Source organism: Cytobacillus sp. Hz8 (assembly GCF_042263505.1).
Lineage (GTDB): Bacteria > Bacillota > Bacilli > Bacillales > Cytobacillaceae > Bacillus_BE.
In genome coordinates this window covers 361,054-375,350 of record NZ_JBHKFI010000001.1, presented here as the reverse complement: position 1 = coordinate 375,350, position 14,297 = coordinate 361,054, and the positions used below count along the sequence as shown (strand labels likewise).

Below are 14,297 nucleotides of genomic sequence, written 5' to 3'. Positions count from 1 at the left end.
GGTTAATTTTGGAGGGTAAAATTTATTTCTTAGCGAAAAAATACTTTATCAATATTATATTTTGCCTGAAGTTTATTAATGATATAGGTTTCATATATTTCACGTTCCATTGGATCATCCACAAGTATTACATCAATTCGATGAACTTCATCTCGATGGGTTTTCATTGGAGAGACATTATCCTCAAAATGTTTTTTTATTCTTTGTCTAAGCTTTCGTGCCTTACCGACAAAAAGAAGCTCATCATTAATATTAAAAAAGAGAAAAATTCCCCCTTTATCCCTTGGAATGCGATGAAAATCGATGAACCCATAAATCGGTTTGATTAATGGTTCATTTTCTTGAGGCTTTTGCTGTCTTTCTGTAATGGTCAAATCCGGTGTTGGAATTTCAATTTTAATCACGTGTATTCACGTCCTTTGTAAGATAAATAATCTAAGTATTACTAGCATGAATAATTATCATACCATTTTATTCATCTTATCAATAGCGAATTAACATATTATAATAAAAATACCAAGGTCATTAAATTAGACGAACGTCTACAAATGACCTTGGTATTTTTATTTAGCGCTGCTTTCTCAAAGATTGTTTATTTTTTGGACAAGCATTTCAATCTCTTGAAAACAACCTTTTTATTCGCGACTTCATAAAAATGCTCGAAAATACCATTTTCTCGTGCGATGATTCAAATACTCGCGAGTATGAGGCAGCATTTTTTTTGCCGTCCGAATTTGCCCTTGATTTGGACTCGATCATCATGCAATCCCCATATACTTCCTAATGTCTGAGTCCCGTCACAAATACTTTTCAATCAGCAAGAGATATCTGAATGAGCATCTAACTTATTTATTCCAAAAGAAACATAGTTTACGAAAAGAGCATTATTTTATTATCTCCAATCCCTCCACAAGAGTGTCAATCAAGAATGTTAAATCCTCTTCAAAAATATTTAACGGCGGTGAAAGTGTTAAGACATTATTGAAACCAGCTACAGTGGCACCGTTTTTCCCAATTAAAACCCCTTTTTGCTTACATATGGCAATGACTTCATTGATTTCTTTTACTTCCAATGGTTCTTTTGAAGATTTATCTTTAACTAACTCGATGCCAATCAATAATCCCTTTCCACGAACGCTTCCAACCTTAGGATGATCTTTCAATAACTCTTGCAACTGCTTAAGCAACATCCCACCCATATCACGTGAACGGTTAAATAAATCTTCTCTCTCCATGATTTCAATATTTTTCAGTGCTAAGGCACAGGCTGACGGGGAACCCCCAAAAGTATTGACATGTCGGAAGTAATCATATTCCTCTGAGCCTTTAAACGCCTCATATATTTCCCTGCGTACCGCAGTAGCTGATAAAGGAAGATAAGCACTTGTTAAGCCCTTTGCCATCGTAATAATGTCTGGTTTGACATCATAGTTCATAAAGCCAAATGGCTTTCCTGTACGACCAAATCCACAGATTACTTCATCGACAATCAGGAGTGCACCATGTTTTTCACAAACAGACTTAATCCCTTTCAAATATCCCTCTGGAGGAATTAACACCCCTCCACCTGTAATTATCGGCTCCATGATCATTGCCGCAATGGTTTCACCTAACTCCCAAGTCATGACACGATCCACAGCTTGAACGGACTCCAATTCCAATGGATTTAATGTACCTTTTTCAGGTGAGCGATACATATCGGGTGGGGTAACATGAATAAAGCCCGGAGCTAGCGGTTCATATTTATATTTTCTCTGCGCCTGCCCTGTTGCAGATAATGCACCCATGGAATTTCCGTGATAGGACCGATACCTTGAAACAATTTTGTACCGTGAATATTCTCCTCTTTGCTGATGATATTGCCGTGCAATCTTAAAAGCCGTTTCATTTGCTTCAGATCCACTATTGGAGAAGAAAATAACATACTCATCTCCGAGTAATTCATTGATTTTTTCACCTAGTTTTACAGCAGAAATATGGCTTTGAGATAATGGAGTATAAGCATTTTCTTTTAATTGCTTGAACGCTGCCTCAGCTAATTCCTCCCTCCCGTATCCTACGTTAACACACCAAAGGCCAGCCATCGCATCCAAATATTTATGCCCATTGATGTCTGTTAACCATGATCCCTCAGATTTCTCAATAATCATCGTTGCATCGGGGTTATATGGCTTCATAGAATGCCAAATATACTTTTCGTCTTTGTTCATAATTTCTTTATTTTGCCTTACTTGGACCATACGCCTTCACTCCCTGATCTATTATTTTGAATAAACATAAAGTGAAACTTCCATCAGTGGGGGTTTTCATTCATCCCCCCACTGATGGTTAGTCACGCAGAGCCTGATTGATTTTTCTAAGGGCTGAAGCCCAAAGAAAAATCTTATTTCACTTATCGGACCTTTACGGACAGTTGATCTCCCACTTATCTTCTTCGTATTCTCAGAATCTTGAAGTGGGAGTCAAAATGTCCGTTAAGAGTGGGATAAAGTGAAAATGAAGGCAATCAACACCCTGTCAATTGCCACAAAATATTTTTAAAAATCATATCTTGATGTGATCATTTTCTTTCTTGTATAAAAATTGACCCCATCTTTGCCATTAACATGCAAGTCTCCATAAAAACTATCCTTCCAGCCTGAGAATGGGAAGAAAGCCATTGTTGCCGGAACCCCTACATTAATGCCAAGCATACCTGCATCTGCTTCTTCCCGGAACCTTCGAACAGCTGCAGCATCCTTCGTATAAATTGTTGCGCCATTTCCGTATCTTGATTTTTCAATATAGCGCAAAGCATCATCCAAATTCTGTGCACGTAATAAGCTTAAAACTGGGGCAAAAATTTCTTCTTTAGCTATCGTCATATTCGGTGTGACGTGATCAAAAATGGTAGGGCCAAGGAATGTGCCTTCTGTTATTTTCTCCATTTCTTTCCGGCCATCTCGTAAAAGAGTTGCCCCTTCTTCAATTCCCTTTTCAATATATCCTAATACTTTTTCACGGTGGGATTGACGAATCACAGGAGTTAGTAGCACATCCTCATCAAATCCACTGCCAAGCAAAAGCTCATCTGCTTGTGTCTTAAGTTTCTGAACAAAAGCTTCATTATCCCCCACAACGATGACTGCACTGCAAGCCATACAACGTTGACCAGCACTTCCATAGGCAGAACTAATCACGTGGCTGACGGCCTTATCTAAATCTGCATCAGGCATAATAATATGGTGATTTTTCGCACCAGACAAAGCTTGAACACGCTTTCCATTTTTAGCAGCCTGTTGGTAAACATATTTAGCTACAGGCTGGGATCCAACAAAAGAAATCGCTTTGACGTCCTCATGTTCAAGTAGACCGTTTACCACATCATGAGCACCATGAACAATATTTAATACGCCGTTTGGAGCACCCGCTTCTGTAAATAATTCAGCTAATTTATTTGACAATAGGGGAGTTCTTTCTGATGGCTTTAAAACAAAGGTATTCCCGCAGGCAATTGCCAGAGGAAACATCCATAATGGCACCATCATCGGAAAGTTAAATGGAGTAATTCCCCCGACTACTCCGATTGGATAACGGAACATTTCTGAGTCCATCTCTTCTGCTATCCCTGATAATGATTCACCCATCAATAAGGTTGGAGCACCAGCCGCAAATTCGACACACTCAATCCCCCGCTGAACCTCCCCATAGGCTTCCTTATAGGCTTTTCCATTCTCCAAAACAACAAGTTTAGCTAGCTCTTCATGTTTAGAGGTTAATAAAGAGTGATATTTAAATAGAATTCTTGCCCTTTTAGGAACAGGAACATTCTTCCATATTTTAAATGTTGCCTTTGCCGCTGCTACCGCTTCCTCCACGTCTTTTTTTGAGGAAATCGGCACTCTTGCCAAAACCTCATTTGTTGCTGGATTAAGCACTTCTAGCGCTTCCTTGGCATTTGCCTTAATCCATTCACCATTAATAAAATTCTTTATTGTAGTAGTTTCATTTTCAGTAATTGCCATCAAAATCCCCCTAATCGTAATATGAATTACTTATTAAAGGAGATTATAGAGGAATAAGATGGAATTTTCATTAGACAGATTGTAAAATAAGTGCTTTTACTCACAACAATTACCAATTAAAAAAGAGCAGATATATGTTCTACTCTCAAAAAATGATAGATCAACCAATAATTGCTGGCTACCAAGAAGATCAAAAGCTTATTCTATAACATCTTCAATTTCTTTGCTCCAACTTCCTGAATCAAAAAAATTCCTGACTATTCATAGGCAGGAATCATCGGAAACTTTTATTGTTATATCTATTCATAGTCGCTCATTATCAAATTTATATTTTGTTACTGATTGATCGTTCCCCCTTTTCTGAACCAGAATGAATCCTTTTTATACAAAAGAAAACTCTATCTGCCAATTTACTTAACCCATTTAAGAAACATATTTACTCATTGTCACTTATAGAAAATAAATGGATAAAGCGATTAAATGCTTTCAAGCCTTGTTCATCCCTTTTAAAAACACCAGCATCCTCTAATGCCCTTAAAAATTTAGCTCCAACCTCCCGTTGCAAAATCTCTTTCACGGAATGAGGGGCTATATTCTCACCGTATTTGTCTTTTAATTCCTGTGCCCATAGTAAATGATAGCCAGCAACATGATGTTTCGCACCTAATAAATACTTTTCAATTTCCTTTAGTTCGGTTTCTAAACGGGCAGGTAATACCGCAAGTCCCATCACTTCAATCAAACCGATATTTTCTTTTTTTATGTGGTGCACATCCTCATGTGGATGGAAAATCCCATAAGGGTATTCTTTTGTTGTGCGATTATTGCGCAGAACGAGATCGATTTCATATTTTTCATCCCGTTTTCTTGCAATCGGTGTAATCGTGTTATGCCTTGATTCTCCCGTATAAGCTTGAATTTGGACTTCAGGATCACTGTAATCGATCCATTTGGCTAATATTTCATCTGCTGCATCAACAAGTTCTTCTACCTTCTCCCCTCTTAATCGAATGACAGATAATGGCCATTTTAATGTTTCTGCTTGAATGGAAGGATAATCCCTTAATTGAAAAGCAAAATCAGCATCTGCTTTTGCCATCGCAAATTCATATTGCCCACCCTGGTAATGATCATGACTTAAAATCGAACCGCCGACAATAGGAATATCCGCATTCGAACCTAAGAAATAATGTGGAAATTTCTCAACAAATTCTAGTAATCTCGCAAAAGTTAATCGGTCTATTCTCATATCTCGATGCTCACCCGATAACACAATACAATGCTCATTGTAATAAACATAAGGGGAATATTGTAAAAACCAAGGTTCATCCGTTAGTTCTAAGCGAATTAAACGGTGGTTTGAACGGGCAGGATGATTAATTCTTCCTGCATAGCCTTCATTTTCAACACATAGTAAACACTTTGGATAGTTTATAGAATTGGACTTTGCTTCTCTTTCTAATGCAATCCGTTTAGGATCCTTCTCAGGCTTAGAGAGATTAATCGTAATATCCAATTCCCCATAAGGAGAAAAAAAGCGATAATTAATATTTTTTGCGATGCTTTTGGTTTGGATATAGTTACTATTTTGACTTAGTTGATAGAAAAATTGGGTTGCCTCTGTTTTATCTCTATCATATTTATCATAAAAAAGACGATTCACTTCTGATGGTTTTAGAACAAGAACGTTCATAATTTTACTTAAAAAGATTTCCTTTTCAGCAAGAACATCATGGATAAGGCCATTATTAATAGCATATTGCTCTAGCAGTGCCAATAATTCTGGAATTTCCAACTCAGTTTCTATTGTGATTTGCTTGGGAAAACCATGCAAAGACAAGAGTGATAGGATTTGGTTACGGGCATATATCTCATCTTCCTTTTGAATCATTTCAAGAGTAGTAGCCCGTGTTAGCAACATCTGGATGATTGAATATACGTCCATTATTTTGCCCCTACCTTTTATAGCCATTTGGATGAGCTTGGTGCCAATTCCAGGCATCTTCAATGATTTTCTCGACAGATGTCCTTTTAGGAACCCAACCCAAAATCTTTTTTGCCTTATCTGATGAAGCAATTAATTTACTTGGGTCGCCTGCTCTTCTTTCAGCTACTTGTGCCGGAATGGAATGTTTCGTCACTCGACGAGCGGAATCAATGATTTCTTTGACGGAATACCCATTACTGCTGCCTAAATTAAAAATACTGCTCCCCCCACCATTTTTTAAATATTGAAGAGCAAGGAGATGGGCATCAATTAAATCCTCCACATGAATATAATCCCTAATGCAGGTTCCATCTTCTGTATCATAATCTTCGCCAAAGATCGAAATATGATCTCTTTTTCCTAAAGCAACTTGGAGTACAATAGGGATAAGATGGGTTTCGGGATGATGATCCTCGCCAATTTCCCCTGATTCTCTGGCACCAGCAACGTTAAAATATCTTAATGAAACATATTTTAAACCATATGCTGTATCACACCACTTCATCATCTTTTCCATCGTCAACTTCGTTTCTCCGTATGCATTGGTAGGGGAAGTCTGCATAACTTCTGTAATTGGCATGATTTCTTGTTCACCATATGTAGCCGCAGTAGAAGAAAAAACGATTGTTTTGACACCAAATTCGACCATCACTTCTAAAAGGACCTGCGTTCCATACACATTATTATTGAAATAATCTAAAGGGACCTCCATCGATTCACCCACTAAAGAAAAAGCTGCAAAATGAAGAACGCCTTCAATTCTTTCAAATTCAAATACCCTCCGTAAAAAGGCCTTATCGCGAATATCACCCCGATAGAATTTTGCCTTAGGATGAACGGCTTCTTTATGTCCCGTTTGTAAATTATCAATCACCACAACCTCATAATTTTGATCGATTAATTGATAGACAGCATGTGAACCGATGTAACCAGCGCCACCCAACACTAAAATACTCACAACACGGCCTCCTCAGCGATTTCTTTTGTTCCTTCTCCGATACTCGCTACATAAAAGGTAGCTTCATAGCCTATTTTGTCTTTATACTTCTTACCCACTTCTTTGATAAAGGTTTCTGTATACTTATTTTCAACTAATGCTATAGCGCAGCCGCCAAATCCAGCACCAGTCATTCGTGCACCAATTGTCCCTTTCTGATCCCAAGCAGCTTCTACTAATGTATCAAGCTCCAACCCAGTTACCTCGTAATCATCTCTTAATGAGATATGAGAGGCATTCATTAATTTGCCGAACTCAGCTAAATGATTCCGCTTTAATTCCCGGGCAGCTTTTATCGTACGCTGATTTTCATATACAGCATGTTTGGCTCTACGTATAAGCATCTCATTTGTAATTAAATGCTTGTATTGATCAAATTCGCCTTCTGATAATTCACCTAAATTATGAATATCAAGTTCTGCTTGCAGCTGAGTCAGTGCCGCTTCACATTCTCTTCTTCGCTCATTATATTTCGAATCCGCCAGCTCTCTTCTTTTATTCGTATTCATAATTATAATTTGCTGATTGGTTAAATTTAAGGGAGCATATTCATATTTTAAGGTATTGCAATCTAGCAATATCCCATTATTCGCCTTCCCCATTCCAATCGCAAATTGATCCATAATTCCACTGTTCACACCAATAAATTCATTTTCCACCTTTTTTCCCAGCTTTACTAATGCCATTCGTTCTATGCCTAAATGAAAAATTTCATTGACCATTACCCCAATCAACAACTCGAGGGATGCCGATGAGGATAGTCCAGCACCATTTGGAATATTGCCGTACACAAGAATATCGAGACCAGCAGGGAGCTGATATCCTGCTTCCTGAATAAAATGGATCATTCCTTTTGGATAATTGCCCCATTCATCCGACTCTACATACCTCATACATTTAAGTGGAAATTCAATGATCCCTTTTTCGGAAAAATTCATAGAAAAGAGACGGACTTGTTTATCATCCCGCTTCCTTGCGATTCCGTAAGTTCCAAAAGTAATGGCACAAGGAAATACATAGCCTCCATTATAATCGGTATGTTCTCCAATTAAGTTTATCCGCCCAGGTGAAAAAAAATATCGCAGCTCACGATCAGCCTGTGACGTAAATATTTCCTTATATTTATGAATTAGCAATTGATCATTATCCATCATTTTGTCTTCCCCTTAAAAATCCTTAATCTGTAATTTATAAGGATCCAGTTAGTTAATTTTGATCAAATTTATATCTTATTTCTTTTTTGGACAATCAAACAAAGGAACTGTGCGGTCTAATTATTAAAAGCTACTATTGCGCTTAATTAATTCTGTTGCAATAAAAATTTTCTTGGCAATTTTCCTTCCATCAATTCTTTCCGCTAAAGTGTCTACTGCTGTTTCCCCCATTAACTCTGTATAAACCTTTAATGTTGTTAATGATGGAAATATATATTTAGAGACGCTGATATCATTGATTCCAATAATATTAACTCGTTCAGGAACAGGAATATTTTCTTCATGAAGCGCCCTTAAACAGCCAATTGCAATCGAATCATTTGCTGCAAAAAAAGCTGTTGGCAGATTTTCTTTTTGCTCTGTAATCGCCTTTTTCATTATACGGTAACCATCATTCACAGAAAATGTACCGATATAAATATGAGTTTCATCTAAAAGGTCCAGTTCTCTCATGTAGGAACGGAAGGTCTTTTCGCGCGTATCTTCTAGCTCTTCTTTAGAATCTTTACACTTTTCCCTGCCACCAATATATCCAATAGACTTGTGACCTTTTTCGATAAAATAATGAATAATTTTTTTGGTTGCTTTTTCAAAATCAATAATAATGGAATCATATTGGTCCTCATCAGGGCAATAATCAACAAAGACGAGATTATCTGTTATTTCTGCCATGGTCTCCACTTGGATCTTACTGAATTTTCCAACTGCAATAACTCCTTGAATTTTTTCCAATTTTACTTCATCGATGTTGTCATAAAAATAATTAACCACCTGGACATCCAATTGCTGACAGCGATTTTCTATTCCAAACCGAATGGACATATAATATAAATCCTCAAGCTCTTCTTTTTCGGTATACCAATGGATAATGGCAATCTTTGAAGTCGCAGTTTTTTTTATCACCCTTTTTTTATAAGAAAGCTCCTCTGCCACCTCAAATATTTTTTTCCTTGTTTCATCAGAAACGGATAAAGTAGAGTCATAATTCAATACCCTTGAAACTGTACCGATGGAGACATTAGCTTTTTCGGCGATGTCTTTAATAGTTGCCATAAATTACCTCATTTCCTTTTTATAAAGGTAGTCTCAATCCCCCATTAGACAGTATGCTTTCTAACTATTCCATAATGGTTAAGTGATACCACCTATTATTTATTCCCAATTTAGGTTCCCCTATTACTTTAGTAAGCTCTTGGTTCATTTTTGAACATAAATTACATTCCATACTTTAAAGCAAAATCATTTTAGTAAAAGTTTTGAGTAAAAGTTTTACTACATTTAAAATATATAATGCACCTACTCTACTGTCAACTACAACCTATTATTTTTAGACTTTTTTAAAAAAATGAGGTTGTTTTACTTTGAAATACGTTTAAAAAAAATACCTCAATTTCAAAAAGAGACTAGAAAAATCTAGTCCCTTTTCAAAATGTACTTTATTCAATTGTAAGAATAGTTTTTACCTGTTCCATAAATGCCTTCCGCAATAAATGCAGCTTTTCTTGACTCTTCTCGAATGAATCTGATGTGACTCCAAAGTAAAATTTTACTTTTGGCTCTGTTCCAGATGGACGCAGGCAGAACCAAGATCCGTCAGCTAAATGATATTTTAGTACATTAGAGGCTGGTAAAAATATTGGTTCAACTTCTTCTGAATTTATATTGTATCGTTTACTAGTTAAGTAGTCTTCTATTGCGACAATCTCTACTTCTTCAATTTTCTTTGGTGGGTATTGTCTAAAAGAATCCATTAACAATACGATTTTCTCTGCTCCTTCTTTCCCTTTTAAGGTAATTGATTCTAGCGCTTCTTGAAAATACCCATATTTTTCAAATAACGCATTTAACCCTTCATATAGGGTCATACCCTTTAATTTATAGCAAGCAGCTGTTTCTGCTGCCAAAACAGCTGCTTGTACAGCATCTTTTTCTCGAACAAAATCACCGATTAAATAGCCGTAGCTTTCTTCATAACCAAATAAAAAAGTTTGTTCTTTTGTTTCTTCAAATTCTTTTATTTTCTCCCCAATAAACTTAAACCCTGTTAGTGTATCGATTGTTCTAATCTGATAGTCATTGGCAATAGCTCTCCCAAAATCAGAGGTTACGATTGTTTTGATAAAAGCTCCATTTTCAGGAAAAGTGCCTTGACTTTTTCTTTGAGATAAAAGATATTCAAGCATTAACGCTCCCATCTGATTGCCAGTTAGAACCTCATATTCACCGTTATTATTTCTAGCCGCCACCCCTAAGCGATCCCCATCCGGATCAGTTGCAAGTAAAAGATCCGCATCCATCTTTTCCCCATACTCAATGGCCAGCTGAAATGCAGAATGCTCCTCAGGATTAGGTGACTTTACAGTGGAAAAATTGGGATCGGGGTGCTCCTGTTCATTAACTACTGTAATATTCTTAAATCCATAAGCTTTTAATCCCTCTCTAACCAGCCTATTTGCTGCTCCATGTAGTGGGGAATAGACAATTCGAAAATCATCAGCCACCTGTTCAATCACATTCGGATTCAATTGAATCGTTTTTAATTGATGAAGATAACATTCATCAATTTCACGACCAATATAATGAAGCAAACCACTTCGAACTAGATCAGCTTCATCAGTAACTTCAACTGTTAATTCATTTTCCACTTCATTTACATATTGAATAATTATATCTGCTGCTTCTGGTGGAATCTGCCCGCCATCTTGGCCATAAACCTTATAGCCATTATATTCCGGGGGATTATGACTGGCCGTGATCACGACACCTGAAAAAGCATTTAAATATCTAACAGCAAATGATAGCTCCGGTGTAGGGCGAAGCTCTTCAAACAAATATACTTTAATTCCATGTTTTCCTACTGTCTTAGCCACTTCCAAAGCAAATTGAGATGATAGATGACGAGAGTCATAGGCAATGACAATTCCACGTTTTCTTGCTGTTTCACCTATTCTCTCGATATAACGAGCTAATCCCTCTGAAGCCTTACGCACGGTATAAATATTCATACGATTAATTCCTGGACCGATTTCCCCTCTCATTCCACCCGTTCCAAATTCCAAATGCTTGTAAAAAGCATCTTCCAAAAGACTTTCCGATTGAGACATTTCCTTTAATTGCTTTTTTAATTCTTCATCTAATTGGGTAAAATTAAGCCATTTATCTGCTTCGACTTTCCACATATATGGACCTCCAATTAATCTACTTTTATGGATGATTTGTTTATTCAAATTATACCATTAAATAGATTTATAATTAAATTTTTTACTAAAAATTTTACTAATATATTTTTTAATAATTACTTTTTTTGTATTACGTCAGTTTCCATATGTGAACGATGATTAGCAAAGTAATATGGTATAAAGAGTAATAAAAAATCCACTCGAATCACTATAACAAAGATTTTTCGAGTGGACTAAACAAATTGTTGGATATTCTAATTCTTGAATGATTTTTCCGATACACGATAATATACTTTAATATCACCATTCTTCTTTACTTTAATTGTATTAATTAACAAGTGTATTAACTCGGAAGTTAATTGATCAAAATAATTTTTGTACCGTTTTGAAAAACAAAGTTCTCCATGATACCTCCAGCCTTATGATTTTTATCTATCGATTATGGCAAGCTTACACCTCTTGAACTAACGTATAATGTATACCATTCGTCCCTACTTAGTGTAACATTTACTGCATCCGTACACGCCTGAATCCGGTCAAGGTTTGTAGTCCCGATGATTGGCTGGATATTAGCAGGGTGTTTCATCAGCCAAGCAAGAACAATCGCTTCAGTTGAAGTTTGTTTTTCTTCCGCAAGTTTCCGTACAAGCGATGCAGTATTTTTCACCTTTTCGCTTTCATTTTCTAGGTTTCGTCCGGAATACAAACCTTTGGCAAGTGATCCCCAAGCCTGAAGCTGAATGTTTTCCAATTGGCAATATTCAAGTGTCCCTTCTGGAAATACGTTATTTCGGGCTGCGATTTGGTTAACATGCACACCAGTTTCCAAAAATCCGATTTTGTCCAAACTCATTTCCAACTGGTTTACAACCAGCTTTTCATTGCAGAAATTTTGCAGTAAGCGGATTTGTCCGGCACTCATATTGGATACGCCAAAATAGCGAACTTTTCCCGAAGCCTTTAACTTGTGAAAAGCTTCTCCTACTTCCTGTGCATCCATTAAAGAGTCTGGTCGATGTAATAAAAGAATATCCAAGTAATCGATATTCAGTCTCGAAAGAATACCGTCTACACTTTCTAAAATATAAGACTTTGAAAAATCATATCGTGCTGGAATTCCTTTCTTTTCGACTGGAAATCGAATCCCTAATTTTGATTGAATAATTATCTTTTCCCTTAATTTAGGCTTTTCTTTCATTACTTGACCGAAAACAGTTTCGGCTTTTCCAAATGCATAAATATCTGCGTGATCAAACATATTGATTCCGTTTTCCAGTACAAGTTCCACTACCTCATGTGCCTGCTTGATATGTTCGGGTTGGACAGGATCTTTCGTCCACCCGCCTCCAAGCCCCATACATCCATAAATCAATCGGCTTGTTTGTAGTCCATTCTTGTTTATTGGTAAAGTTTTCATGTCACTTATTCCCCTTTTTATATGTGATATTGTGTTACATTTCCATATTTATCGATATAATCAATAACTGATTTGTTTGTTTTAAGGTCAATAAACAATGTGCAGCATTTCTGATCTTTTTTCCACGAAAGACGGATTTCATTATCGCCAGAATCCAATACGTTAAATTTTCCGTTAAAAGCCTCGTACTTATTTCGGAATCGAATCAATTTTAAAAGCCTTTGCACGACGTCTTTTTCGATGGCTTCTTCGATTTCATCAAGGCTAAAATTATGACGGTTAATTTCTCGCCCCTCTCCAGTTTTTTCAACACTCTCGTAGTCGTTTTCCCCAGCAAGAAGTCCAACATAATAAACTTGTGGAACGCCTGGAGCAAAGAATTGAATTGCTCTTGCTGCAAGATAAGCATCGTCATCACAATTTAGTGCAGAAAAATAAGAACATTTTATCTGATGGACATCGAATCCGTCTTTCCCCTTGTGTTCATCAGATAAAATAAGGCTTAGCGTTGACCCTCTTTCTACGCAAACATCGACTACTTTTTTCGCTTCTTTTGAGTCGATAAGGTCATCCAGATCTGGTTTTACCGGAATTCCGTCATGACAATCAAGCATCGTGAATTGCTTATGAGGGCGGTCTTTAAGGTATTGAAGGAGATTCTTACTTGACTTATTAATCAGCGTATCTAGTATTTGGTATGGCAGGATAAAATCATATATCCAGTAGTCATGTTCCGCCAATTTGTATTGGATGGAGTAATGCGCATGAACCTCAGGGAGTAACTCAATCCCGAGAGAATCAGCAAGTTCTTTTATCCAATCAAGGAATTCATAAATTTCCGGTTCTACAAAAAAGCAACTTGTTCCTAATCTTTTGCTTACATATCCGACTGCATCTAGCCTTACTATCTTTACATTTTGTTCCTTAAAATTCTGTAAAAACTGGGTAAGCAACTGTCTTACCTTCAGCGATTTTGTATCCAAATCAATTTGTTCGGAAGGATCTGTTTTCCCGAATGTTGTCCATACTTTTTCTTTTTCACCTGATTCTTCGATTGTAAAGGTCGAGTAAGGAAAATTACGTCGCAAAAACATCTTATCGATATCGGATTGAACCGGTTCTCCGTTTTTCCAATACTTGTCCAAAGTGATGAATAAATCTGCGTATTCGGATTTACGTCCCTTTTTTAAGAAATCCTGAAAATATTCAGATTTTCTCGAAATGTGGTTCACCATCAAATCGACCAAAACATCAAAGTTTTTTCCGATTTCTTTTATATCTTCCCAAGAGCCGAAATCCGGATCAATTTTTAGATACGTAAGTGGAGCAAAACCTCTGTCACCTGAAGACGGGAAAGGCGGCAAAATATGAACTCCACCTTTAAAAATATCCGAAAAATGCTTCAAAAGTACTTGATTGAGAGTTTTTAGATTTCCTCCCATTGAGTCTGGATAGGTGATTAGCTGTACTTGATTTTTTACTATCATCAAAACATCCCC

At 36.7% G+C, this 14,297-nt stretch carries 10 protein-coding genes; all 10 read right to left on the bottom strand.

The genetic code is table 11. The features are described from left to right. Window positions 1-29: 29 nt before the first annotated feature. A complete protein-coding gene (locus ACE38V_RS01850; protein ID WP_375839431.1) occupies window positions 30-404 on the bottom strand; it encodes a nucleotide excision repair endonuclease in 375 nt (124 codons plus the stop codon). Window positions 405-884: 480 nt separating this feature from the next. Continuing rightward, window positions 885-2,240 (bottom strand): aspartate aminotransferase family protein, encoded by a 1,356-nt coding sequence (locus ACE38V_RS01845; protein ID WP_375839430.1) that lies wholly within the window; start codon window positions 2,238-2,240, stop codon window positions 885-887. A 297-nt stretch (window positions 2,241-2,537) separates the two neighbouring features. Beyond that, window positions 2,538-4,004, bottom strand: a complete 1,467-nt coding sequence (locus ACE38V_RS01840) for a CoA-acylating methylmalonate-semialdehyde dehydrogenase (RefSeq protein WP_375839429.1) — start codon at window positions 4,002-4,004, stop codon at window positions 2,538-2,540. A gap of 436 nt (window positions 4,005-4,440) precedes the next feature. Then, window positions 4,441-5,949 (bottom strand): UDP-glucose--hexose-1-phosphate uridylyltransferase, encoded by a 1,509-nt coding sequence (galT, locus tag ACE38V_RS01835; RefSeq protein ID WP_375839428.1) that lies wholly within the window; start codon window positions 5,947-5,949, stop codon window positions 4,441-4,443. A 10-nt stretch (window positions 5,950-5,959) separates the two neighbouring features. Beyond that, window positions 5,960-6,949, bottom strand: a complete 990-nt coding sequence (gene galE / locus ACE38V_RS01830) for a UDP-glucose 4-epimerase GalE (protein WP_375839427.1) — start codon at window positions 6,947-6,949, stop codon at window positions 5,960-5,962. Beyond that, window positions 6,946-8,142 (bottom strand): galactokinase, encoded by a 1,197-nt coding sequence (locus ACE38V_RS01825; protein WP_375839426.1) that lies wholly within the window; start codon window positions 8,140-8,142, stop codon window positions 6,946-6,948. The genes galE and ACE38V_RS01825 overlap by 4 nt, the downstream gene beginning before the upstream one ends. Window positions 8,143-8,265: 123 nt before the next feature. Beyond that, window positions 8,266-9,255: a LacI family DNA-binding transcriptional regulator gene (locus ACE38V_RS01820; protein ID WP_375839425.1), complete on the bottom strand. Its 990-nt coding sequence runs from the start codon at window positions 9,253-9,255 to the stop codon at window positions 8,266-8,268. A gap of 383 nt (window positions 9,256-9,638) precedes the next feature. Beyond that, complete coding sequence (locus tag ACE38V_RS01815; RefSeq protein WP_375839424.1) at window positions 9,639-11,381, bottom strand: phospho-sugar mutase; 1,743 nt, start codon at window positions 11,379-11,381, stop codon at window positions 9,639-9,641. 439 nt (window positions 11,382-11,820) lie between these two features. Next, a complete protein-coding gene (locus ACE38V_RS01810) occupies window positions 11,821-12,798 on the bottom strand; it encodes an aldo/keto reductase (RefSeq protein ID WP_375839423.1) in 978 nt (325 codons plus the stop codon). A 17-nt stretch (window positions 12,799-12,815) separates the two neighbouring features. Further along, complete coding sequence (gene gtfA / locus ACE38V_RS01805; protein ID WP_375839422.1) at window positions 12,816-14,285, bottom strand: sucrose phosphorylase; 1,470 nt, start codon at window positions 14,283-14,285, stop codon at window positions 12,816-12,818. Window positions 14,286-14,297: the final 12 nt, after the last annotated feature.